Source organism: Bergeyella porcorum, assembly GCF_042427575.1.
GTDB lineage: Bacteria > Bacteroidota > Bacteroidia > Flavobacteriales > Weeksellaceae > Bergeyella > Bergeyella porcorum.
Genome location: NZ_JBHMFD010000014.1, coordinates 15,729 through 36,585, shown reverse-complemented (window position 1 = coordinate 36,585; position 20,857 = coordinate 15,729). Strand labels below are relative to the sequence as shown.

At 39.4% G+C, this 20,857-nt stretch carries 23 protein-coding genes and 1 pseudogene; 3 read left to right on the top strand and 21 right to left on the bottom strand.

Features of this window, described 5'->3' with window-relative positions; translation table 11 throughout:
- Positions 1-4 precede the first annotated feature (4 nt).
- From metF to ACFFUE_RS09755, 8 genes and pseudogenes are all read right to left on the bottom strand, one after another.
- Positions 5-961: a methylenetetrahydrofolate reductase [NAD(P)H] gene (metF, locus tag ACFFUE_RS09790; protein WP_376834894.1), complete on the bottom strand. Its 957-nt coding sequence runs from the start codon at positions 959-961 to the stop codon at positions 5-7.
- A 384-nt stretch (positions 962-1,345) separates the two neighbouring features.
- Positions 1,346-4,036: a methionine synthase gene (metH, locus tag ACFFUE_RS09785; protein WP_376834892.1), complete on the bottom strand. Its 2,691-nt coding sequence runs from the start codon at positions 4,034-4,036 to the stop codon at positions 1,346-1,348.
- Positions 4,037-4,124: 88 nt separating this feature from the next.
- The gene (tnpA, locus tag ACFFUE_RS09780; protein WP_376834890.1) at positions 4,125-4,577 is read right to left on the bottom strand and encodes an IS200/IS605 family transposase; all 453 of its coding nucleotides are present in this window, start codon (positions 4,575-4,577) and stop codon (positions 4,125-4,127) included.
- A gap of 68 nt (positions 4,578-4,645) precedes the next feature.
- On the bottom strand, positions 4,646-4,738 hold the full coding sequence (locus ACFFUE_RS09775) for a homocysteine S-methyltransferase family protein (protein ID WP_376834951.1): 93 nt from the start codon (positions 4,736-4,738) through the stop codon (positions 4,646-4,648).
- Positions 4,739-4,768: 30 nt separating this feature from the next.
- A pseudogene (locus ACFFUE_RS09770) lies at positions 4,769-4,861 on the bottom strand (homocysteine S-methyltransferase family protein); the annotation flags it as partial.
- Between the two features lie 20 nt (positions 4,862-4,881).
- On the bottom strand, positions 4,882-5,904 hold the full coding sequence (locus ACFFUE_RS09765) for a homocysteine S-methyltransferase family protein (RefSeq protein ID WP_376834888.1): 1,023 nt from the start codon (positions 5,902-5,904) through the stop codon (positions 4,882-4,884).
- An 81-nt stretch (positions 5,905-5,985) separates the two neighbouring features.
- The gene (locus ACFFUE_RS09760) at positions 5,986-6,633 is read right to left on the bottom strand and encodes a DUF6048 family protein (RefSeq protein ID WP_376834886.1); all 648 of its coding nucleotides are present in this window, start codon (positions 6,631-6,633) and stop codon (positions 5,986-5,988) included.
- Positions 6,599-7,066: a DUF6452 family protein gene (locus ACFFUE_RS09755; RefSeq protein WP_376834884.1), complete on the bottom strand. Its 468-nt coding sequence runs from the start codon at positions 7,064-7,066 to the stop codon at positions 6,599-6,601. The genes ACFFUE_RS09760 and ACFFUE_RS09755 overlap by 35 nt, the downstream gene beginning before the upstream one ends.
- 383 nt (positions 7,067-7,449) lie before the next feature.
- On the opposite strand from ACFFUE_RS09755, the gene ACFFUE_RS09750 reads away from it, so the two are divergent.
- The 3 genes from ACFFUE_RS09750 (at position 7,450) to ACFFUE_RS09740 (ending at position 8,972) form a co-directional block, all read left to right on the top strand.
- Positions 7,450-7,581, top strand: a complete 132-nt coding sequence (locus tag ACFFUE_RS09750; protein ID WP_376834882.1) for a hypothetical protein — start codon at positions 7,450-7,452, stop codon at positions 7,579-7,581.
- Positions 7,559-8,251, top strand: a complete 693-nt coding sequence (locus ACFFUE_RS09745) for a phage tail-like protein (protein ID WP_376834880.1) — start codon at positions 7,559-7,561, stop codon at positions 8,249-8,251. Before ACFFUE_RS09750 ends, ACFFUE_RS09745 begins: the two co-directional genes overlap by 23 nt.
- A 64-nt stretch (positions 8,252-8,315) precedes the next feature.
- The gene (locus tag ACFFUE_RS09740) at positions 8,316-8,972 is read left to right on the top strand and encodes a hypothetical protein (RefSeq protein WP_376834878.1); all 657 of its coding nucleotides are present in this window, start codon (positions 8,316-8,318) and stop codon (positions 8,970-8,972) included.
- A gap of 778 nt (positions 8,973-9,750) precedes the next feature.
- Here the strand turns inward: ACFFUE_RS09740 and rlmD are convergent.
- From rlmD to ACFFUE_RS09675, 13 genes are all read right to left on the bottom strand, one after another.
- Positions 9,751-11,160: a 23S rRNA (uracil(1939)-C(5))-methyltransferase RlmD gene (gene rlmD / locus ACFFUE_RS09735; protein ID WP_376834876.1), complete on the bottom strand. Its 1,410-nt coding sequence runs from the start codon at positions 11,158-11,160 to the stop codon at positions 9,751-9,753.
- A gap of 126 nt (positions 11,161-11,286) precedes the next feature.
- A complete protein-coding gene (locus ACFFUE_RS09730; protein ID WP_376834874.1) occupies positions 11,287-11,652 on the bottom strand; it encodes a hypothetical protein in 366 nt (121 codons plus the stop codon).
- Between the two features lie 191 nt (positions 11,653-11,843).
- Positions 11,844-13,022 carry a trans-sulfuration enzyme family protein gene (locus ACFFUE_RS09725; protein WP_376834872.1) on the bottom strand — a complete coding sequence of 393 codons (1,179 nt, stop codon included), beginning with the start codon at positions 13,020-13,022 and terminating at the stop codon, positions 11,844-11,846.
- Positions 13,023-13,071: 49 nt separating this feature from the next.
- On the bottom strand, positions 13,072-13,587 hold the full coding sequence (locus ACFFUE_RS09720) for a GNAT family N-acetyltransferase (protein WP_376834870.1): 516 nt from the start codon (positions 13,585-13,587) through the stop codon (positions 13,072-13,074).
- A 34-nt stretch (positions 13,588-13,621) separates the two neighbouring features.
- Positions 13,622-13,945 (bottom strand): nucleoside triphosphate pyrophosphohydrolase family protein, encoded by a 324-nt coding sequence (locus tag ACFFUE_RS09715; protein WP_376834868.1) that lies wholly within the window; start codon positions 13,943-13,945, stop codon positions 13,622-13,624.
- 84 nt (positions 13,946-14,029) lie between these two features.
- The gene (locus ACFFUE_RS09710) at positions 14,030-14,446 is read right to left on the bottom strand and encodes an SRPBCC family protein (RefSeq protein ID WP_376834866.1); all 417 of its coding nucleotides are present in this window, start codon (positions 14,444-14,446) and stop codon (positions 14,030-14,032) included.
- 11 nt (positions 14,447-14,457) lie between these two features.
- Positions 14,458-15,897, bottom strand: coding sequence for a S41 family peptidase (locus ACFFUE_RS09705; RefSeq protein WP_376834864.1), 1,440 nt, complete (start codon positions 15,895-15,897; stop codon positions 14,458-14,460).
- Between the two features lie 10 nt (positions 15,898-15,907).
- A complete protein-coding gene (locus tag ACFFUE_RS09700; protein ID WP_376834862.1) occupies positions 15,908-16,366 on the bottom strand; it encodes a VOC family protein in 459 nt (152 codons plus the stop codon).
- Positions 16,367-16,378: 12 nt separating this feature from the next.
- On the bottom strand, positions 16,379-16,753 hold the full coding sequence (locus tag ACFFUE_RS09695) for an MmcQ/YjbR family DNA-binding protein (RefSeq protein ID WP_376834860.1): 375 nt from the start codon (positions 16,751-16,753) through the stop codon (positions 16,379-16,381).
- An 11-nt stretch (positions 16,754-16,764) separates the two neighbouring features.
- Complete coding sequence (locus ACFFUE_RS09690; protein WP_376834858.1) at positions 16,765-17,283, bottom strand: GNAT family N-acetyltransferase; 519 nt, start codon at positions 17,281-17,283, stop codon at positions 16,765-16,767.
- A gap of 178 nt (positions 17,284-17,461) precedes the next feature.
- On the bottom strand, positions 17,462-19,003 hold the full coding sequence (locus ACFFUE_RS09685; protein WP_376834856.1) for a subtype B tannase: 1,542 nt from the start codon (positions 19,001-19,003) through the stop codon (positions 17,462-17,464).
- An 89-nt stretch (positions 19,004-19,092) separates the two neighbouring features.
- Positions 19,093-20,388: a prolyl oligopeptidase family serine peptidase gene (locus tag ACFFUE_RS09680; protein ID WP_376834854.1), complete on the bottom strand. Its 1,296-nt coding sequence runs from the start codon at positions 20,386-20,388 to the stop codon at positions 19,093-19,095.
- Positions 20,389-20,515: 127 nt separating this feature from the next.
- A complete protein-coding gene (locus ACFFUE_RS09675; RefSeq protein ID WP_376834852.1) occupies positions 20,516-20,845 on the bottom strand; it encodes a DMT family transporter in 330 nt (109 codons plus the stop codon).
- Positions 20,846-20,857 lie beyond the last annotated feature (12 nt).

The following is a 20,857-nucleotide window of genomic DNA, read 5'->3' as shown; positions in this document are numbered from 1 at the left end:
ATAATTAGAACAACTCTTTAGCAATTTGTTTGATGTTTTCGCTTTTTCCCATAGAATAAAAGTGTAGCACTGGAACACCAAACTCCCGCAGTTCCTTACACTGCTGTATTGCCCATTCTACACCTATTTGCTTCACAGCGGCATTATCTTTAGCTTTTTCCACCTCGTGGATAAGGTCTTCGGGCAAGTCTATTTTAAAAGTTTTAGGCAAAAGCGAAAGATGCTTTTTAGTGGCTATAGGCTTAATACCTGGGATAATAGGAATATCAATCCCCATAGCTCTAACTTGCTTCACGAAATCGAAAAACTTTTGATTATCAAAAAACATTTGGGTAACAATATAGTCTGCCCCAGCCTCTACTTTTTTCTTGAGCCATTTCAAATCGGAGTTTAGAGATGGAGCTTCTAAATGCTTCTCTGGATAACCTGCCACGGCAATGCAAAATTTATTTTCCGTATCAGAAAGTTCCCCATCGTGCAAGAATTTTCCTCTTCCCGCATTGTGAATTTGCTGTACTAGTTCTACTGCATTCTGATTTCCTCCTTCAGCTGGAACAAAATGCTGCTGTCCCTTCATTGCATCACCACGGAGTGCCATTACATTATCTATCCCAAGATACATACAATCTACCAAAAGGTACTCGGTTTCTTCCTTGGTGAAGCCACCACAAAGCACGTGAGGAACTGTATCTACTTTATATTTATGCTGAAGTGTAGCACAGATACCCAATGTCCCAGGACGCATTCTCGTAATGCGACGCTCCATCAATCCGTTATCCTTTTGGATATAAATATACTCTTCTCTCGAAGTAGTAACATCTATAAAAGGAGGCTGAAACTCCATCAGCGGGTCTATATTTTTATACAAATCCTCTATCCCTGTGCCTTTCGTAGGGGGAATTACTTCTATGGAAAACAAGGTTTTCCCATTGGCTCTCTTGATGTGCTCTGTTACTTTCATATTTATTCTATACCCTTTAGATATATTGTTGATATTCCAATTGCAAAAATCATCATTTTTTTTGAATATTCATTGATGAAAGGCAAAAAACAGAAGTTAAAGAATAAGGAATATTTCCAAGTGGGGAAAACATACGGAAGAGTTTGAAAAAACATACTGAAGAATTTCAGAAAACATACTGAAGAATTTTGGAAAACATACTGAGGAATTTTGGAAAACATACTGAGGAATTTATAAAAACTCACGGAAGAATTATCAAATTCAATTCAGCAGTGGGAAAAACCCACTTTGTTGAGTGAATATTTATCGCCTGATGATTAAAGCCTACCGCATATTATTCACTATATCAATCCCCTCTCGCTATGGAGAAGGGATTAATTATTGTTAGTCGGCTAAGTTAGGCATCAGCCACTTTCTAGCATAGTCTATATCCACACCTTTTCGGGTGGCATAGTCTTGCAATTGGTCTTCATCTATCTTTCCAACCCCAAAATATTTAGCTTCGGGATTAGCAAAATAATAACCCGAAACCGCTGCCGTAGGGAACATCGCTAAACTTTCTGTGAGATAAACTCCAATATTCTCCTCTACTTTCAGCAAATCCCAAATAGTGAGCTTCTCCAAATGGTCAGGACACGCAGGATACCCCGGAGCTGGACGAATACCTTGATATTTTTCGGCAATTAATTCATTATTTTCTAATGCTTCATCCTCGGCATAGCCCCAATATTTCGTTCGGATTTCCTTATGCAAAAATTCTGCAAACGCCTCTACCAATCGGTCGGCAATGGCCTTTACCATTATAGAACTATAATCATCATTTTGAGCTTCATACGCTTTCGCCAGTTCCTCCGTACCAAAACCTGTGGTAACGCAAAACGCCCCGATATAGTCTGTTTTCCCAGTGGATTTTGGAGCAATAAAATCCGAAATTGCAAAATAATTCTTCCCTGCCGAACGCTTGGCTTGTTGTCTCAAAGTTCGGAATTTCGCCAATTCTTCTCCTTCTTCGTTCATCACAGAGATGTCGTCTTGCTCGTCGCTATTAGCCGGAAACAACCCAAAAACTGCCTTAGCTGTGAGTAGTTTTTCATCAAGGATTTTTTTCAGCATTTTCTGAGCATCATTGTAAAGATTTTTCGCTTCCTCGCCCACTGTTTCATCTTCTAAAATCTTTGGAAACTTCCCGTGTAAATCCCAACTTTGGAAGAATGGTGTCCAATCAATAAACGGTACCAATGCGTTTAAATCTTGGTTCTCAATTACCGTAATGCCCAGTTTTTTAGGTTTAATAATTTCGATATTATTCCAATCTATTTTGAATTTCTGCTCTCGTGCTTCTTCTATTGTAACATATTCTTTGGCTACTTTCCTGCCCAGAAATTTCTCACGAAATTCATCGTAATCCCGTTTAATTTCCGCACAATACTCAGCAGATTTTTCCTTATTCAAAAGGGAACTAACAACATTCACCGAACGCGAAGCATCAGTTACGTGGATAACGGTATTTTTATATTTCGGGGCAATCTTTACAGCGGTATGAGCTTTGGAAGTAGTAGCACCGCCTATCATCAGCGGAAAATTGAGGTTTAATCTATCCAATTCCGAAGCCACATAGACCATCTCGTCCAAACTCGGCGTAATCAGCCCACTCAGTCCAATCACATCTACTTTCTCCTCTATCGCCGTTTGAATGATTTTTTCAGCAGGAACCATCACGCCCAAATCTACAATATCATAATTGTTACAGCCTAAAACCACCGCTACAATATTCTTCCCAATATCGTGAACATCACCTTTTACGGTTGCCATCAGTACCTTACCATTAGATTTTTTGGTAGCATCTTTTTCCGCTTCAATAAAAGGTTGAAGGTATGCCACTGCCTTTTTCATTACTCGGGCAGATTTCACCACTTGAGGCAGAAACATTTTACCACTTTCAAACAAATCTCCTACGATGCCCATTCCCGTCATCAGATTGATTTCTATCACTTCCAGAGGCTTTTTCGCAACCAAACGAGCTGCTTCCATATCCTCTTCTATAAAGCGGTCAACGCCTTTTACTAAAGCATAATTAATTCGCTCTTGGAGTGGTAATGTTCTCCAACTTAAATCTTCTGTCTTTTCTTTTTTAGTTGATTTATGCTTATCAGAATAATCCAAAAGTCGCTCTGTGGCATCATCTCGGCGGTCAAGCATCACATCTTCTACCAATTCCAAAAGCTCTTTCGGAATCTCATCATAAACCTCCAACATTGTAGGATTTACAATACCCATATTCATCCCTGCATTGATGGCGTGATACAAAAACACAGAATGCATCGCTTCCCTTACCGTATCATTTCCACGGAAAGAAAACGAAACATTGGAAACCCCACCACTCACCGAAGCATAAGGCAAATGGGTTCTTACCCAACGCGTGGCTTCTATGAAATCTATGGCATTTCTGCGGTGTTCTTCCATTCCTGTTGCTACAGGGAAAATATTGAGGTCAAAAATAATATCTTCTGCTGGAAACTCCACCTCATCTACTAAAATTCGGTAAGAGCGTTCTGCAATTTCAATTCTTCTATCGTAGGTATCGGCTTGCCCCACTTCATCAAACGCCATTACAATCACCGCCGCACCATACCTTTTGATGAGCTTGGCCTGACGGATAAACTCCTCCTCGCCACCTTTCAAACTGATGGAATTGACCACAGATTTCCCCTGAACCACCTGCAAACCCGCCTCCAATATTTCCCATTTGGAAGAGTCTATCATTATTGGGATTCGGGCAATATCTGGTTCGGAAGCAATGAGATTGAGGAATTTTACCATTGCGGTTTTACCATCAATAAGCCCATCGTCCATATTGACATCTAAAATCTGAGCTCCTCCTTCCACTTGATGTCTTGCGATATCCAAAGCTTCTGCAAACTTTTCCTCCTTTACCAAGCGAAGAAATTTCTTAGACCCCGCAACATTGGTTCTCTCCCCTACATTGATGAAATTGGATTTTTCATCGGCAATTAAGGGTTCTAGACCAGAAAGTTGTAGGCAAATAGGGTGGTATTTTGGTTTATTTTCGTTCATTTTTTATATTATTAATGTAGGGAGGTCTGAAAGACCGACATTCCTTAGCCAAGGTATTTGATGTTTGAAACATTAAAATCATCACAATTTAATCCCACAAATATTTTTCATCAAATTCAACATTATATTTTTTCAAAAAAGCCAAATATTCTCCTTGAAATGATTTTTTCTGATGATGTTCTTCTTGATTGGCTATATATTTTCTCACAATCTCTACTTCCGTAGGATTTACCGAAAATGCGCCATATCCATTCTGCCAATAGAATTTATTAAATTGCTCTCCCTTAGTTTTTATCCATTTAGAAGAATTAGCCTTTACCTTTTCTACAAGGCTTATCAAGGTAATTTTCTTGGATAATTGACAAAGAATATGAATATGGTCTCGGTAGCCCCCTACCATCAACGGAGGACATTCCAATTCTTTGCATATTCCTCCTAAATAACGGAATAATTCATCTTTTATATCATCGGTAATCATCGGATTACGATGTTTGGTACTAAAAACAATATGCACATATAATTTCACTAATGAATGTCCCATATTTTCATATATTTATATATTCCAAGAGCGATGCTCTTGGCTATAATATTTCGCCCTTTCAGGGCTTGTCAAATCCTCCTCGGCTCATATTCCTTTGCCAATTCTGCAATGGCTTTGATATGTTCTGGCGTGGTTCCACAACAACCTCCAATGATATTAATGGCTATAATATTTCGCCCTTTCAGGGCTTGTCAAATCCTCCTCGGCTCATATTCCTTTGCTAATTCTGCAATGGCTTTGATATGTTCTGGTGTGGTTCCACAACAACCTCCAATGATATTAATGGCTATAATATTTCGCCCTTTCAGGGCTTATCAACCCTCCTCGGCTCATACTTCTTTGCCAATTCTGCAATGGCTTTGATATGCTCTGGCGTGGTTCCGCAGCAACCTCCAATGATATTAATGAGTTTTTTATCCAAATATTCTTTGACTTGTGCTGCCATTTCATCAGCCGTTTCATCATACTGACCAAAAGCATTCGGTAAACCAGCATTAGGATAGGCAGAAATGTAAAAATTAGAATTTTCGGAAACCTCTTGCAAATAAGGCGTCAATTGTTTCGCTCCCAAAGCACAATTAAACCCAACGCTCAGCAAATCCAAATGTGATACGGAGATAAGAAATGCCCCTGCCGTCTGCCCACTCAGCGTACGCCCAGAAGCATCGGTAATGGTTCCTGAAACCATTATGGGAATACGGATATTGCGTTCCTCTGCAATTTCATCAATGGCAAAAAGTGCCGCTTTGGCATTCAAGGTATCAAAAATGGTTTCCACCAAAAGGATATCAGCACCTCCATCTAAAAGAGCCTCTGCCTGTTGCTTATATGCCACACGCAAATCTTCAAAAGTAATGGCACGATACCCTGGGTCATTTACATCTGGGGAAAGCGATGCCGTTCGGTTCGTAGGACCAATAGCACCTGCTACAAATCTCGGTTTTTCAGGATTTTTCGCAGTGTATTCCTCACAAACTTTTTTAGCAATTTTTGCCGATTCATAGTTGAGCTCGTACACTAATGCCTCCATTCCATAATCTGCCATCGCAATGGTGGTTCCAGAGAACGTATTGGTCTCGATAATATCTGAACCTGCTTCTAAATACTCTCTATGAATCGCCTCAATAATATCTGGACGTGTGAGCGAAAGCAAATCATTATTTCCCTTTACCAAATGTTCCCAATCCTTGAAACGCTCTCCACGATAATCTTCTTCTGTGAGGTGATACCGTTGAATCATCGTTCCCATCGCTCCATCTAATATCAAGATTCGGTGTTGTAATTGCTCGTTGAGTAAACTAAGTATTGAGGTAACTTTCTGCTCCATATTGCTTTCTTAAAATTAGGGGCAAAGATAGAGCAAATATTTTTCTTTTTTCTAGTGATGACGGAGCCTATTTAAAAGATTTTAAAACTTATACACCACGCTCCAAGCCAATCCTGCACTAAAATTGGAGGAAGAACGCCCAAAACCAGGAACAATCATCGGTTTTACATCATCTTGCTTGGTAGAATAAAGCATATAGCGAGGCTGTACATTCACATCAATATAAAATTGACTTTCAAACAGCTGAACCCTACCACCAATGCTCGCTTCTAGCCAATAGGAGGATTGTGCAGAACGAGGTAAGCTTAGATAAGCATCGCCACCTTGGCTCCCTCGCACAGGCACTTGCATATATTCTTGGGTATAGAAAGATGCTCCCAGTTTAGGCCCTGCATAGAACCCATTGAATTCATTTTCTGGGTCTTTCATCAGCATATAAAAACCGCCTGCTTTTATAAATATCCCAGATGCTTTGGCATCATAGCCATTTTTCTGATAAATATTTCTTTCAAAGCCTAAATCTACTACGGCGTGAATGTCTTTTTTGATTTTTGTGGAGACAAAGCCTTGCATTGTTTTTCTATCGGAAAACAATGTCAAGCCGCCATTCAGCACATCGAAACCAATCATTAGATTCGGGATGTATTTTTTCTCTACCACAGTAGAATCCTGCTGCTGAGCCGTAGCCCAAAGGCTAAAAAACAAGAAACAAATGAGTGCCTTTTTCATCGATAATTTCAGTTTGTAAAGTTTCTATACTCTTAACAGGATTGGTAGTTTCTAAAGTGGGGGAAACATTCTTGTACAGTTTTTTGAAGCCACACGCAGGTGATACATACTGTGCTTCTGTGGTGTAATTGACTTTGATTTTGGAGGCAGTTCCCGTTTCGGAAGTCCGAACAAAAACCTCCGTAAAAAGCTGGTTATCTACCCTCAACGGAATCATTATAGAATCTACCGAAGTAGCATCTACTACTGTCTTAGTTCCATTACCGTAATCCACATCTACAATGATGCGGGCAAGTCTCAGTAGCCTACCTTCGCTTTCCTTGAATTTCAGCTTCATCCTCGGCGTTGCCTCCCCACTGATGCAGATATCATCATCTGAACTGCAAGAAAACAACGCCAAAAATGTGGCTATGTATGCAATATATTTCATCATTATTTCGGGTCTAATGCCTTCTGGATATTATTTACAAATCATTAAAATCATTTAAAAACCTTTGCTACATCTATGCTTTAAGAACTAAAACAGCCTCCTGTTGAGTTTAATCTGGGAACAAAGATATTATTTTTTTATTAACACACACTACTGCAGCCTATATACGCTCTAAAGCATAATTACCAGCCATCTTATTACCAATCTTTTAAAAAATTTTAATCATTTTTTTTTGAAAAAAATACACACAAATTTGTGCAATAGAAATATTACCGTAAATTTGCAGCGATTTTCGTAGTGGGCGAGACAGTGGAAGACTGTTAGCCAAGCTATGTAAAATCTATAGTTTTAAAATTGGATTAACGAATAAAAACAAGATTAAAAAAATGAAGAAAATTATTCTTTCAATGGGGATTGCGTTTTCTGGAATGGCGATGGCACAATACGATGGTAGAGTAGGTATCACCACCACAACGCCGAAGGCTACTTTGGATATTGAAAAAAAATCCAAACTCTAACCTAAACGGTATCTTGATCCCAAGAGTAACTAAAGCAGAAGCAGAAACTATGGGAGGTGTTACAGGCACAGATGGACTACAAGAGTCTACTATGGTTTACATCAGTAATGCTACTGCAGGAGCCACTACTAAATACACAAGCAAAGTAGATGCTAAAGGCTTCTACTACTTTAATGATACAGAATGGGTGAAAGTAGGGGGTGCTGCCGGTGCAGATACTAGTTTGTATGCAGGTGATGGAACATTGGCTTCAGCTAGAAAAGTTACTCAAAACAATCAGGATTTAACTTTTGTTACAGGTACCGGGAGAACAATAGTTAAAGGAAATTTACAAAATACTGGGGCTGTATATATAGATCCTGGGAAAAAAGAAGAAAATAAAAATTTAAGAACATATGCTGAAACTAATCCAATTGAATATGGTGATTCAGATTATATGATAATCATTACAAATACAGCTCTTAATGGAAAGTTAGCTTTACCTTCGGCATCTAATAATAAAGGTAGGATTATCTATCTAATCAATGGAACTACCTCTGGATTAGGTTTTGCGGGAAGCAATACAGATGGAAGCTCAGAGATTTATCCCTTTAATTTTGGAACTATAGCAGTTAAATCAGGAGTAGGTTTTGTAAGTACAGGAACAACATGGTATCCTATCGGTAGATAAGATATATTTTTAAGAATTATTATATTAAATATAAATTATGAAAAAAATTATATTACCAATATTTTTGGGTATTAATGCATTTATTTATGCTCAAGTAGATTTAAATCAGACACCTACAGTAAATACATCATCAAATGCATTTATAGATGCATCTGCTAATAAAGAAAACTTTGGACAAAGCATAGGAAGAGGTATCAATTTTCCTCAAACAGATTTATCTGTTTTTACTTTAGATGTGGCTGCTTTAGACGGGATTGCTTTTCCTAATTATTATGACGGAATGATTGTGTATAACACAAATAATGGAGGCTCTACTAGTGATCCATCTATTACACAAACTACAAATTTGAAACCAGGATTTTACTATTTTTTCAATCCAAACGGTGTTTCTACCCAATCTATCTCAGAAGGTAAATGGGTAAGAATAGATGGTGGTAATGCTGCTCCAGCGGTTCCAAACTCTCTAGTAGCAACAGGTACTTTTACACACAATGGTGGTAATAGTGCAGTGTTGTCTGCCGTTCCTAAAGATATTAAGGCCATCACAGGTATTAAAATCGTAAGAACAGATGATAATGGTACTCTTCTTCAGGGAGGTGTAGCCGCTACTACTTTCTATAGCTATGATAAAGCTAATAAGACTATGGTTTTCGGGCAAGGGGTAATGTCTACTTCTATGCCTGCGGGTACCTACTCTTATGTAATAGAATATACTAAATAGATTTTTTTACATTTACACTAAAAGGATGGCAATTTATTTTTGCCATCCTTTTTTTTTACGGTTGTTGGTTTCAGTTGTCGGTTATTTGCTAAGAAGCTAGAAAGTTAGAGGTTAGAGGTTAGAGGTTAGAAAAAAGTCTTTTCTCTTTCTTCTTTCCTCTTTTTTCAAAAAAACTCAGCACTCAACACTCAAAACTTAAGTTTGGTTGTCAGTTGTCGGTTGATGGTTGTCGGCAGAGTTCCCCCTTCGGGGTTTAGGAGGAACTACCTTCTTTCTTTCAATAGGGTCGGGTTTTAACCCGACTTTTAATATGTCGTATCCAAAAGGCTTTAGCCAAATTTACTCTTCCAATCGGGAAACCGTGTCAATCTTCGGCTAAAGCCTTTTTTCATAAAAACTGCTTAGAATGGGCTAAAGCCCAATCCTATTGATAGCATCTAAAGTCTACTGCATAATTTAGGTTTTTCTAACTCTTAGCTGACTTTCCTTAAACTCTTGCTTGGGTTTTGCTCAACTCTCAGTTGAGAGTTGAACAACTTTCAACTGAGAGTTTTGCAACTTTCAGCTGAGAGTTATTTTGCTATAAGCAGTTTAATTTCACTGCTAAGACGCGAAGCTGGTTGTCAGTTGATGGTTGACAGTTGACAGTCTTTTCTCTTTCTTCTTTCTTCAAAGAAACTCAAAACTTAAGTTTAGTTGTTGGTTGTCGGTTGATAGTTGACGGCAGTTCCCCCTTCGGGGGACAGGGGGCTAACTTAAGTTTGGTTGTCGGTTAATATTAAACCCTTTCTAATAACGCTATATTTTCCACGTGGTGGGTCTGCGGGAACATATCTACTGGCAAGATTTTCACCACTCTATAATGGTCTTTCATCAGTGCGAGGTCTCTGGCTTGGGTGGCAGAGTTACAACTTACATAGACAATGCGTTGCGGAGCTAGTTTTAGAATCTGCTCTACCACCTTATGATGCATCCCATCGCGAGGCGGGTCGGTCACCAATACATCTGCCTTCGGATGACGGGCAAGAAACTCCTCGGTAAACACTTCTTTCATATCGCCACAATAAAAAGTACAATTGTCTAATCCATTGAGGGTGGCGTGGGCTTTGGCGGCATCTATGGCTTCTTGCACCGCTTCTATCCCTATCACTTGTTGGGCATTTCTGGCGAGATACTGGGCAATGGTCCCCGTACCTGTATAGAGGTCATACACCACCTCATTGCCTTTCAAATCTGCAAACTCCAAGGTTTTTCTGTACAGCTCCAAAGCCTGCTTGTAGTTGGTTTGAAAGAAAGATTTTGGCCCTATTTTAAACCTTAAGCCGTCCATCTCTTCCATCAGATAGCCTTCGCCAAAGTAGGTCTGAATATCCAAATCGTAGATAGAATCATTATTCTTCGGATTGATGGCATAGACCAGCGTTTTGATTTGCGGAAATTGTTTCAAAATATATTCAAACAACGCCTCTCTATTATCTTTTTCTTCTCTATAAAGCTGGAACAGCACCATCCACTCGCCCTTGGAATTTTGGCGAAGCATCAGTGTTCGTAGAAAACCATCTTGATTTTTCACATCAAAAAACGTCAAGCCCTTGTCCACCGCATATTGCTTTACTGCCAAGCGAATGGCATTAGACGGGTCTTCTTGCAAGTGGCATTCTTTCAAATCCAAAATCTTGCTCCACATCCCAGGAATGTGAAAGCCCAGAGCATTTTTATCATTGATGGCTTCTGAAGAGTTCACCTCCTCCAAAGTAAGCCAGCGAGCATCTGAAAAGGAAAACTCCATTTTGTTTCGGTAATAATATTGCTCTGCCGAGCCTAAAATAGGCAAGGTTTCAAAGTCTTCTATGCCACCAATTCTTTTAATGTTGTTCAAAACCTCATCTTGCTTAAACTCCAATTGCTTATCGTAGGCTAGGTTCTGCCATTTGCAACCGCCACATACCCCAAAATGCTGGCATTGGGCTTCCACACGATAAGGCGATGGCTCTAAAATATCCACCGTTTCAGCTTCATAATACTTGCTTTTGGCTTTTTTTATGCGGGCATTCACCACATCACCAGGCACCGCCCCCGATACCAAAATGGTTTTACCCTCTTCTGTTTTTCCCACAGCTACCCCTTTAGCCCCTGCGGAAAGGAGTTTTATATTTTCAAGAATGAGATTTTTCTTTTTTCTGCTCATAAAATTTAGATTGAAATTGGAGGACAAAATCCTCTTGGGCAAAGGTAAAGTTTTTAATTCAGACTAGGAAGAAAGTCACACAATAGTCTATCCCCCACTATCCCCCGAACACTCAATTTCCCTTCCCTAAATCCCCCTGTCCCCCAAAGGGAGAAAGAAGCTTACTTCCTCTTCCAATAAATTAATTTCCTCTTCCGAGGACTTTATTTTCTTTCCCGAAGACTTTATATTGCTTCCCCAGGACTTTATATTGCTTCCCGACAAGTTAATTTTCCTTCCCGAGGACTTAATTTTCTTTCCCCAGGACTTTATATTGCTTCCCAATAGGTTTATTTTCCTTCCCGAGGACTTAATTTTCTTTCCCCAGGACTTTATATTGCTTCCCCACAAGTTGATTTTCCTTCCCCAGGATTTTATATTGCTTCCCGACAAGTTTATTTTCTCTTCCGAGTACTTAATTTTCTTTCCCGATGACTTTATATTACTTCCCAATAAGTTGATTTTCCTTCCCGAGGACTTAATTTTCTTTCCCGAGGACTTTATATTGCTTCCCGATAAGTTGATTTTCTATTCCGAGGACTTGATTTTCTTTTCTATAAAGTTAATCTCCATTCTAAAAAAGAGGAAAAAGAATAAACTCCTTTCCCTCTATCTCTATAATAAAAATGATTCATCCTCTTATGCTATGCCTTATCCAACGCCTGCTTCAAATCGGCAATGATGTCTTCCACTTGCTCCAGACCTACGCTGCAACGCACTAACCCTGGTGTGATGCCAACTTCCAAGCGGTCTTCTTCCGTTAGTTTAGAGTGCGTGGTAGAGGCAGGGTGCGTTACGATGGTACGGGTATCGCCCAAATTAGGAGAAAGCGAACACATCTTGATGCTATTGAGGAAATTTCTTCCACCTTCAATGCCACCTTTCACTTCAAAAGCTACGATATTACCGCCCAATTTCATTTGCTTTTTAGCAATATCATAGTTGGGGTGAGATTTTAAGAAAGGATACTTCACCAAAGATACATTAGGGTGAGATTCTAAAAACTCGGCAACCTTCAAAGCGTTTTCGCAATGCTTCTCCAAACGCACGGGCAAGGTTTCCAAACTTTTGCTCAAAACCCAAGCGTTAAACGGCGAAAGCGAAGGTCCTGTATTTCGGGAAAATAGATAAATCTCACGAATCAAATCTTTTCTACCCACCGCAATACCGCCTAAAACCCTTCCTTGCCCGTCTATCATCTTCGTTGCGGAATGAATGACTACATCAGCTCCGTATTTTATCGGCTGTTGAAGGTATGGCGTGGCAAAACAATTGTCCACAATGAAAATCAGATTATGTTTTTTAGCGAAATTTCCAAAAAATTCTAAATCTAAAATCTCAATGGCGGGATTGGTAGGCGTTTCCAAATAAAGAAAACGCGTGTTGGGCTGTAAATACTGCTCCAAATTGGTTTCATCTGCCTTGAAATAGGTGGTTTCTACATTCCATTTTGGGAAATGCGTTTTGAATAAATAATGCGTAGAGCCAAACACCGATTGGCAACTCAAAATATGGTCATTAGGCTTGAGCAAAGCATTGAACGATGCAAATACGGCTGCCATTCCCGATGAAAAAGCATATCCCGCCTCTGCTCCTTCCATATCGGCAATTTTCTGGGTAAATTCATTCACATTCGGATTGCTGTATCGGCTGTAAATATTATGTTCCACTTCCTCTGCAAAAGCTGCACGCATCTGTTCCGCATCTTCAAAAACGAAACTTGAAGTCAAATACAATGGCACCGAATGCTCCTGAAAAGGTGTTCTTTCGGTTTGATTACGAATAAGTTTGGTATTAGGATGTTGATTAAATTGATTTTCCATTTTATTGATTTTTATTTACTTTAAATTTCTATTCTTTGTTGATAAAAAACTATTCTTCCAACTTCTTCCGCATCATAATATCGGTTTGCTCATCATTACCGAGTTTGAAAATGTGTTTATCAAAGGCTACAAAACCATTTTTTTCATAAAAGCGAATCGCTCGTGGATTTTCTTCCCAAACGCCCAACCAAACATATTCCGCTTGTTTGTTTTGAGCCACTTCAATGGCTTTGTCGTAAAGCAATTGCCCTACTTTTTGTCCGTGATAGGTTTTCAAAACATAGATGCGTTCTATCTCTACGGCGTTATGGTCTTGGAGTTCGGTTTGTGATGTTCCAAAATTTAATTTTAGATAACCTACCACTTCATCGTCAATTTCAACAAAATAAAATTCAGAATTGGGATTGCTCAACTCGTTTTTCACTTTCTCTTCGGCGAAACTTTCCGCCAAATAGCGTTGCATATCTTCCGCAGAATTACTCTCCGCAAAGGTTTCGTAAAATGTTTGCCGTCCAACATCTTGTAATTTTTGCCAATCTTCGATGGTGATTTTTCGGATGTTCATTTCTTATAAATTGGTAATTTATGCAGGTGAATTTTTACTTAGTATCTATTAACTTTTCTGTTTTAGTTAGAAACTCTTCGATAGCTTCTTCTATGTCGATACCGCTTCTCTCTGCCAATACGATGAGCCACCAGATGTTTTCGCCCAACTTGTGTTGGAGTTCGCTGTGAGATTTGGCGTTGGCTTTTCCCCAACGGTTTTGCTCGGTCATAATGTTTCGCCCCACCAGACCTGCATCGGTGAGGTAAGCCAAAGCATCTTCTTCCACCGTCCAATGGCTGCCGTGGTGTTCCAACTCCAATTCGTGATAGCGTTCGCGTATTTTTTTAGAACGCTCGATAATATCTTTTAAATTCATTTTTTTGGTTATTCCTTTTAAATTTATTTCTCTTGACAATCTAAAAATAAAAACAATCCTCGTCCCATTTGAAAAATTAGATTATCAAGGTTTCAATCCCTCCGCATAGCGTTTGAAATTATCCAAAATCGCTTGCCAACCTGCTTGTTGCATTTCGATAGGATTTTGATTTTCGGGGTCGAAAACGATAACGATTTCCGTAGTATCATCTTGTGGTGTGAATGTTACACCGACTTCTCTACCATCTTCCATCACATAGACAAATGATTGCTCGAGCATTAGTTCCTTGTAAATCGCTTTGAAATCGAACCCGAAACTGCCGTCTTTGGCTTCCATTCGGGCAAGGTATTCACCACCGATACGCAAATCGTTGGCAGCTTTTGGGCAATGCCACGAAGGGTCGGCAAAATTCCAGTTGATGATGTGTTTCGGGTTGGTATAGGCGTTCCAAACTTGTTGTACATCGCCTTTTACTTGGGCTTTAATCGTTATTTTGTTCATTTTTAATAATATTAATTTTTCTCTATTTCTTCTTGTACAATGTTTATCCATTCTTTTTCAGAATCTGGATTGAGTTGTTGGTCTGGACTTAAACCGATGGATTCAAAATCAGAATCGTTATAAAAAATCATTCTCTTTTGGGTGAGACTTATCCACGCAGGAAAATTGGGAATTAATAATTTTCTCCACTCGCCATAAGACACCATTCCCGCTGTATTCTCTCCAAAAGTTTTTACTTTGCCACTCTGCTTTGCCACAAGGATAAAGCCTTCTGCTGCACTTGCATCCCATCTATTTTGGATGATATATACTTTTTTAGGGTTTGTATGATAAGAATCTATTTTCGACATCTTTTTTTCATAAGGTTCAAATCTTCCGATATATTTCCCCAATTCTTCAATTCTTTTATCTGCATTTAGACTATCTTGCTTTGTTTTTACACCATAGAGATATCTTTCATTGCTATAATCCTGAAAATTTTCCTTACTGACCCAAATAGATGTTGCTACAATAGGACTTTGATATTCTTTTTTATCCAAAATAAAAGGTAGCAGTTTATGGTAACTTAAAGTACTTCCTCCATCATTATTTCTTACATCAATAATGAGATTTTCTTTTGAAATCAATTTTTCTTTGTTCGCTCCAATTATAGAATCTATTAAAGGCTTGTTTTCGTAATCAAAAGAATGAATGCGGAAGTAATTGGTACGAGGACTTAGCTCTTTGAAGAAAATAGAATCTTGCAATTTATATTGGTCTGTTTTAGATAAATTTTGCTTATTTCTATAAAAAGTAAAATTTCTTCCAAGTTTCAAGGTTTTTCCATCATATTCCACTTTGTGTACAGAAGGTTTTTGACCAAAATCCCAATATACAGAAACGAGTTCTCCTTTGTAGTTGGAATACAACTCTACCTTTACATCTCCTTTATAGCCTAAAAATTGTTTATTTACTTTAACATCTGATGTTAAGACACCAATATACTTCCTTCCTTTTTTATCATTCTTTTGTATCTGAATAGAAAACAATCCATTTTTGTGATGCCAATCTCCTAAAATTCCCTTTGAAGTTATCTTTTTTGGCTGATGGTTTTCAACATTTTCTTGAATAAATTTTTTAACTGAAATAGTATCATCAAAAGTTTTAAAAGGATAAAAATCGTTAGTTATATGTAACTTTTGATGCGTATCCCTAAGAAAAGAAAGATAAAGCTGAACAATTCCCAAACATTCCTTCTCTGTTTTGGCATCTTTTGCAAGTTTAAAGATTTGCTTTTTATGTTTTTGATAATCTCTATGCTTTTTGTTTTCAATAACTTGATGTGCATAAGAAACCGAATTTTCCTCAATCTGATTGGCAATCAAATTCATATTTCGTTCGCAATCACATTTCTTTTGCGAAAACACTACACTTGAAATCAATGTAAAAGATAAAATCAAAAATAATCGCATAATATCTATTCTATTTAAAATATTCGTTAATTATAATTTTCTTTTGACTATACATTACCTGTTGGGCGTTGGGTTGGCTCATCAGTTCGCCCATATTTTTCGGAATGATTTGCCAGCGAAATCCGTAACGGTCGATACACCAGCCACAAGGAGCTTCTTGCCCTTCTTGGGTGAAATAGTTCCAAAAATGGTCTATTTCCTTCTGGTTTTCGCAATTAATCATCAGCGCCATAGCATCGTTAAAGGGGTGATGTTCTTGTGCGGTACTCATCAAAAGATACGACTGCCCGAAAATTTGAATTTCGCACATTTCGGCATAGCCACTAGGCGTTTCTCCGAGGGGAATAATGGCGTTGGCGTGAAAGTTTTTATCAAATACTTTTTGGTAATATTCCAAAATATTATTCAGTTTGCCACCATCGGCAGAAAACCAGAGGCAAGGCGTTATTTTGTTTGTGTTTTCTTTCATTTTCATTTAGTTTTATAAAAAAGGATTTTTAAAACTATATTTCAGTTCTTTGCGAATTTTTAAAGGGAGTTTTTTCAAAATCTCTTCATAGGAATGAATTATCATTTTTTTGACCAAATCCGCCGGTAACGATTCTACATAAACCGTATTCCAATGCTTTTTGTTCATATGATATCCTCCAATGATATGCGGTTCGTACTCTGCTCGGAGGTCTTCCGCTAAATCTGGTTGGCATTTGAGGTTGATACGCAAGGGCACAGCATCTAAGCCACAAAGCAAAAAGATTTTTCCGTGCGTTTTGAATACCAGCGTTTGCTCATCAAATGGAAAATCTTCCGTCACATCGGGCAATGCCAAACAAAATTCGCATATTTCTTCTATGTTCATATTTTAATCTTTTACATCTTTCTCAAATTCTTCCGCATCATAATATCCGTTTGCTCATCATTACCGAGTTTGAAAATGTGTTTATCAAAGGCTACAAAACCATTTTTTTCATAAAAGCGAATCGCTCGTGGATTTTCTTCCCAAACGCCCAACCAAACATATTCCGCTTGTTTGTTTTGAGCCACTTCAATGGCTTTGTCGTAAAGCAATTGCCCTACTTTTTGTCCGTGATAGATTTTCAAAACATAGATGCGTTCTATCTCTACGGCGTTATGGTCTTGGAGTTCGGTTTGTGATGTTCCAAAATTTAATTTTAGATAACCTACCACTTCATCGTCAATTTCAACAAAATAAAATTCAGAATTGGGATTGCTCAACTCGTTTTTCACTTTCTCTTCGGCGAAACTTTCCGCCAAATAGCGTTGCATATCTTCCGCAGAATTACTCTCCGCAAAGGTTTCGTAAAATGTTTGCCGTCCAATATCTTGTAATTTTTGCCAATCTTCGATGGCGATTTTTCGGATAGTCATTTGTTTTTTATTTTTTCAGATGAATATATGTTGTGCCGTGATTTATATCCCCGCATAACCGCACCCAATGTTTGTGACCACCCCCGTAGGGGCGTATTGCATACGCCCCTACGGGTGCCATTTCCCCAATATCATTTTGTGTATTTCGGGATTGTATTTGTTCACGATGAACACAATTTTACTTCGTCACTTGTTTTATCCACGCAAAAAGTTCTTCCAAATCATAGTCGCCGCTGTGAGGTTTGTCCCAAGGTAGGGCAAAATCGACCGTGTAACCGTGATTTTCGAGCAAAGTCGTCAGGATTACGGAAACCGCCAATCCAGTATCTTTGTCTTTACTTCCGTGGCGAATACGCCAATGCTTCGAGGTTGCCACATTTTCCTTTCCGATATAATACATCGGGTTCATCATACGGACAATCTGCGAGTCTGCCATCGCTCCCTGAACGGTAGAGTTTTTCAGAGCATATTGCGTAAAGTGCTTTTTGTCCGTAGTTTCGTCGCCAAATTCCTGATTTTCGCCCGACGACAAGTCCAAAGCATCAAAAGCAGGTGGAGTTTTCTGGCGTTCCATATAAGCGACATACGCATCGAAATCCAAATCGGTAATCGTGCCGTTTTCGACCTTCAAGAAAGCGTACACACGCATATCTTTGCCTTCCTTTTGGGCTTTTTGAGCCGAAGCAATTACATATTTTTTTACCAAATCCTTGAAGCTACCATTGCCGTTTTCGTCGAGCGTCAAAGTCTGCCCGTTTCGGTCTTTTAGGTTCAATCCGTTGAGGTAAGCGGGGAACAATTTCGCCAAATCGGAAGAGACTTTTTGTTGAGCGTCGTCCAATTTTCCGGCAACTTCTTTGCGTTCCACTTTGTAGTCGAGCATCGAAATATCAATTTTCTTGTAATCGATAACTTTTTGGAACTGCCACTCATACGCCATATCGGCATTGTCCAAATTGGTAATCGGGCAATACGCCGACACGGCAAAAATAGCGTCCGAAGCCTGTGCCGCTCCCAATTGTTTTAAGTAAGGCTCGTAATCCTTGCTGTCGCCCGTCGCTCCGAGTAGGGCTGATACCGCACCGCCCGCACTTGTTCCGTTAGAAACGATTTTCTGTGCATCGCCAGGCATATTTTGGTCGTTAAATTTCAGGTAACGAACGGCAGCCTTCAAATCTACAATCACGGCAGGGGCTTTTCCGTTTGCGTTGGTACGTCCTCTGGCTCCCGCCGAAGCCACCACATAGCCTTTGGACAAAGCTACGGCAATTGTATTGACCTTTTCGGGCATATTTCCTCTTGCGGGACGCTCATTTTCTGCCATCGACAGAGGGTTGCTCTCCGCTCTTTCTCCCGTTGGAGGTGTTTTGCTCTCTTTCTTTGCTGTTCCTGCCTTTGCGGGCATATATCCGCCCACTTGGTTCGGGAAAAAAATAGGAGCGGTCTGTGCCGTAAAGCCGTCGATGCTTTTTCCTTCAAAATATTCTGCCGGAATGTAGATGTTCATCTTTTGGTAGGTCGTATCTACGGGGTTTTCGACATAAGCGATATTTTCGTATGCCCTTACCTGAAAGGTTTTTCCGTCTTGGGTCAGCGTTTGTAGCTCATATTTATCAATATCGAATGCCAATGCCGATTTTTCTTTCTTCTGTTGAAGCGTTTGGCAAGAAGTAGTTGCCATTGCCAAAACGATGCAACCTATGATTTTTGTGTTTTTCATATCTGTTGAAATACTTTTATTTATGTATAATTCTTGAATAAGCAATAGCTTTTTACGGCTAAAAGCCTAAATTACGATTGGCAAATTGGTTATTTTCTCTGCTCGAAGAGCCATTCTCTGATAGGTTCGATGCTGTACGCCACTCGCCAAGTATTTCGGTGTCCGCTTGCTCCGGCGGTGTCGGCTCCGGGGAGGAATACGGTTCCTTTTTCAAAGACTGTGTATTTTATCGGATTGTTTTCGGCAACGATTTTGTCGTAAGCAAAGCGATATTCGTTGGTATTCCAAGTAGCATTCCACCACGCACGGCTTATTTTCGCTCCCTCTTTTTCCAATCGTTTGGTAATGGCATTTTCTCCCGGGAAAGCTCCCAAATCATCTACCGAAACCATTATCCATAGCTTTTTCTTGGCAATCGGAGCAACCAAATCGGGATTCCATTGCCCCGCCACAAGGTACGCCGCAGCGAAAAGGTCTGGATATTTGATATTCATCGCAATAGACATCATACAACCGCCCGACTGTCCTGTGGTATAGATACGATTTTGGTCGATATTGTACTGTTTTGAGAGGTTTTCAATCAAATGAATGGTGGTTTCCATCATCGGAGAGGTTTGTGCGTTGTCATCAACGATAATTTCGTCAAACTGAGGGGCTAAAACGATGCAAGGGCGTTTTGCCTGTTCTTCTGGACTCGCCCATACAACAGCTCCCAACCCTTGAAACAATGTCGCTCGGTGGTACTCGCTCGTTACGCCGGCATCGTGCATAAACAAAACTAACGGCAAGGGTTCTTTTCCTTGATTTTTCGGTACAAAAAGGTTGTATCGCAAAGTTTTGTTGGTCTGTGGGTCTTTGAAAGTAAGCTGTTGGAAATCATCTACAACCAGATTTTTCACTGCTGTTGTGGTGATGGCTGTTCCGCTCTTTTGTTTTATGGTTGCTTGGGCATCTTTGTAAGCCAGATTTTCAGACAATTTGTCGCCAGCCACCCATTTTTTACCTCCTTTTTTGGGTGTTGTACTTGTGGTGGCGTTGGACATTTTCATTTTGTAAGCCAACGAGATATTGGCTTCGTCCGGTGAAAGTTGCACAATGAGGAATTTCCCCTTGTCTGCCTTATCCGTAAGGCTTACCGAATGGCTTGCAAAAACGCCCGTAATGGTACGCCCCTCAACCGTAAAGTCGGTCGTCGCAAAATCACTTCCCGAAACTTCTTTCGGATACTCCAAGGCTACGGCTATCATTCTCACTCCGTCGCCATAGACCTGTGTGATAGCTGTGGCTTTTTTGGCATTGGGAGTATTGGCAAATGTCAATGCACTCATTATCAGTGTTATGATAAGAGTCAAAACGCTTCTTTTTCTGTTTGTTACTGTATTCATATTTTAAATTTATTTTTGAGGTTATCATCTGTAGCTTGTCCAATGGACTTTTCTCTCCCAAAGGAAACATTAGAGTAATGATAACCAATATCTAATGCCGTTTATAGACGCAATGTTTTTTCTTTCTTTAATGTGATGATACAAATTTCAATCCGACAATAGAGCTGATGAGCGTGAAGATGAAAAATATTCTCCAAAAAGAAATAGGCTCTTTAAAAATAAAAATCCCTACCAAGACCGTACCCACCGCTCCAATCCCTGTCCAAACGGCGTAAGCGGTTCCTAAAGGTAATGCTTGCGTGGCTTTCATCAGTAGGGACATACTTAGCGTTAAGGAAATTAAAAATCCCGCGTACCACGCATACATTTCACTACCTGTGCTTTCTTTGGCTTTGCCCAAGCAAAAGGTAAATCCTACTTCAAAAAGCCCTGCAACGATGAGGATGATCCAATTCATTATTTTTTTATT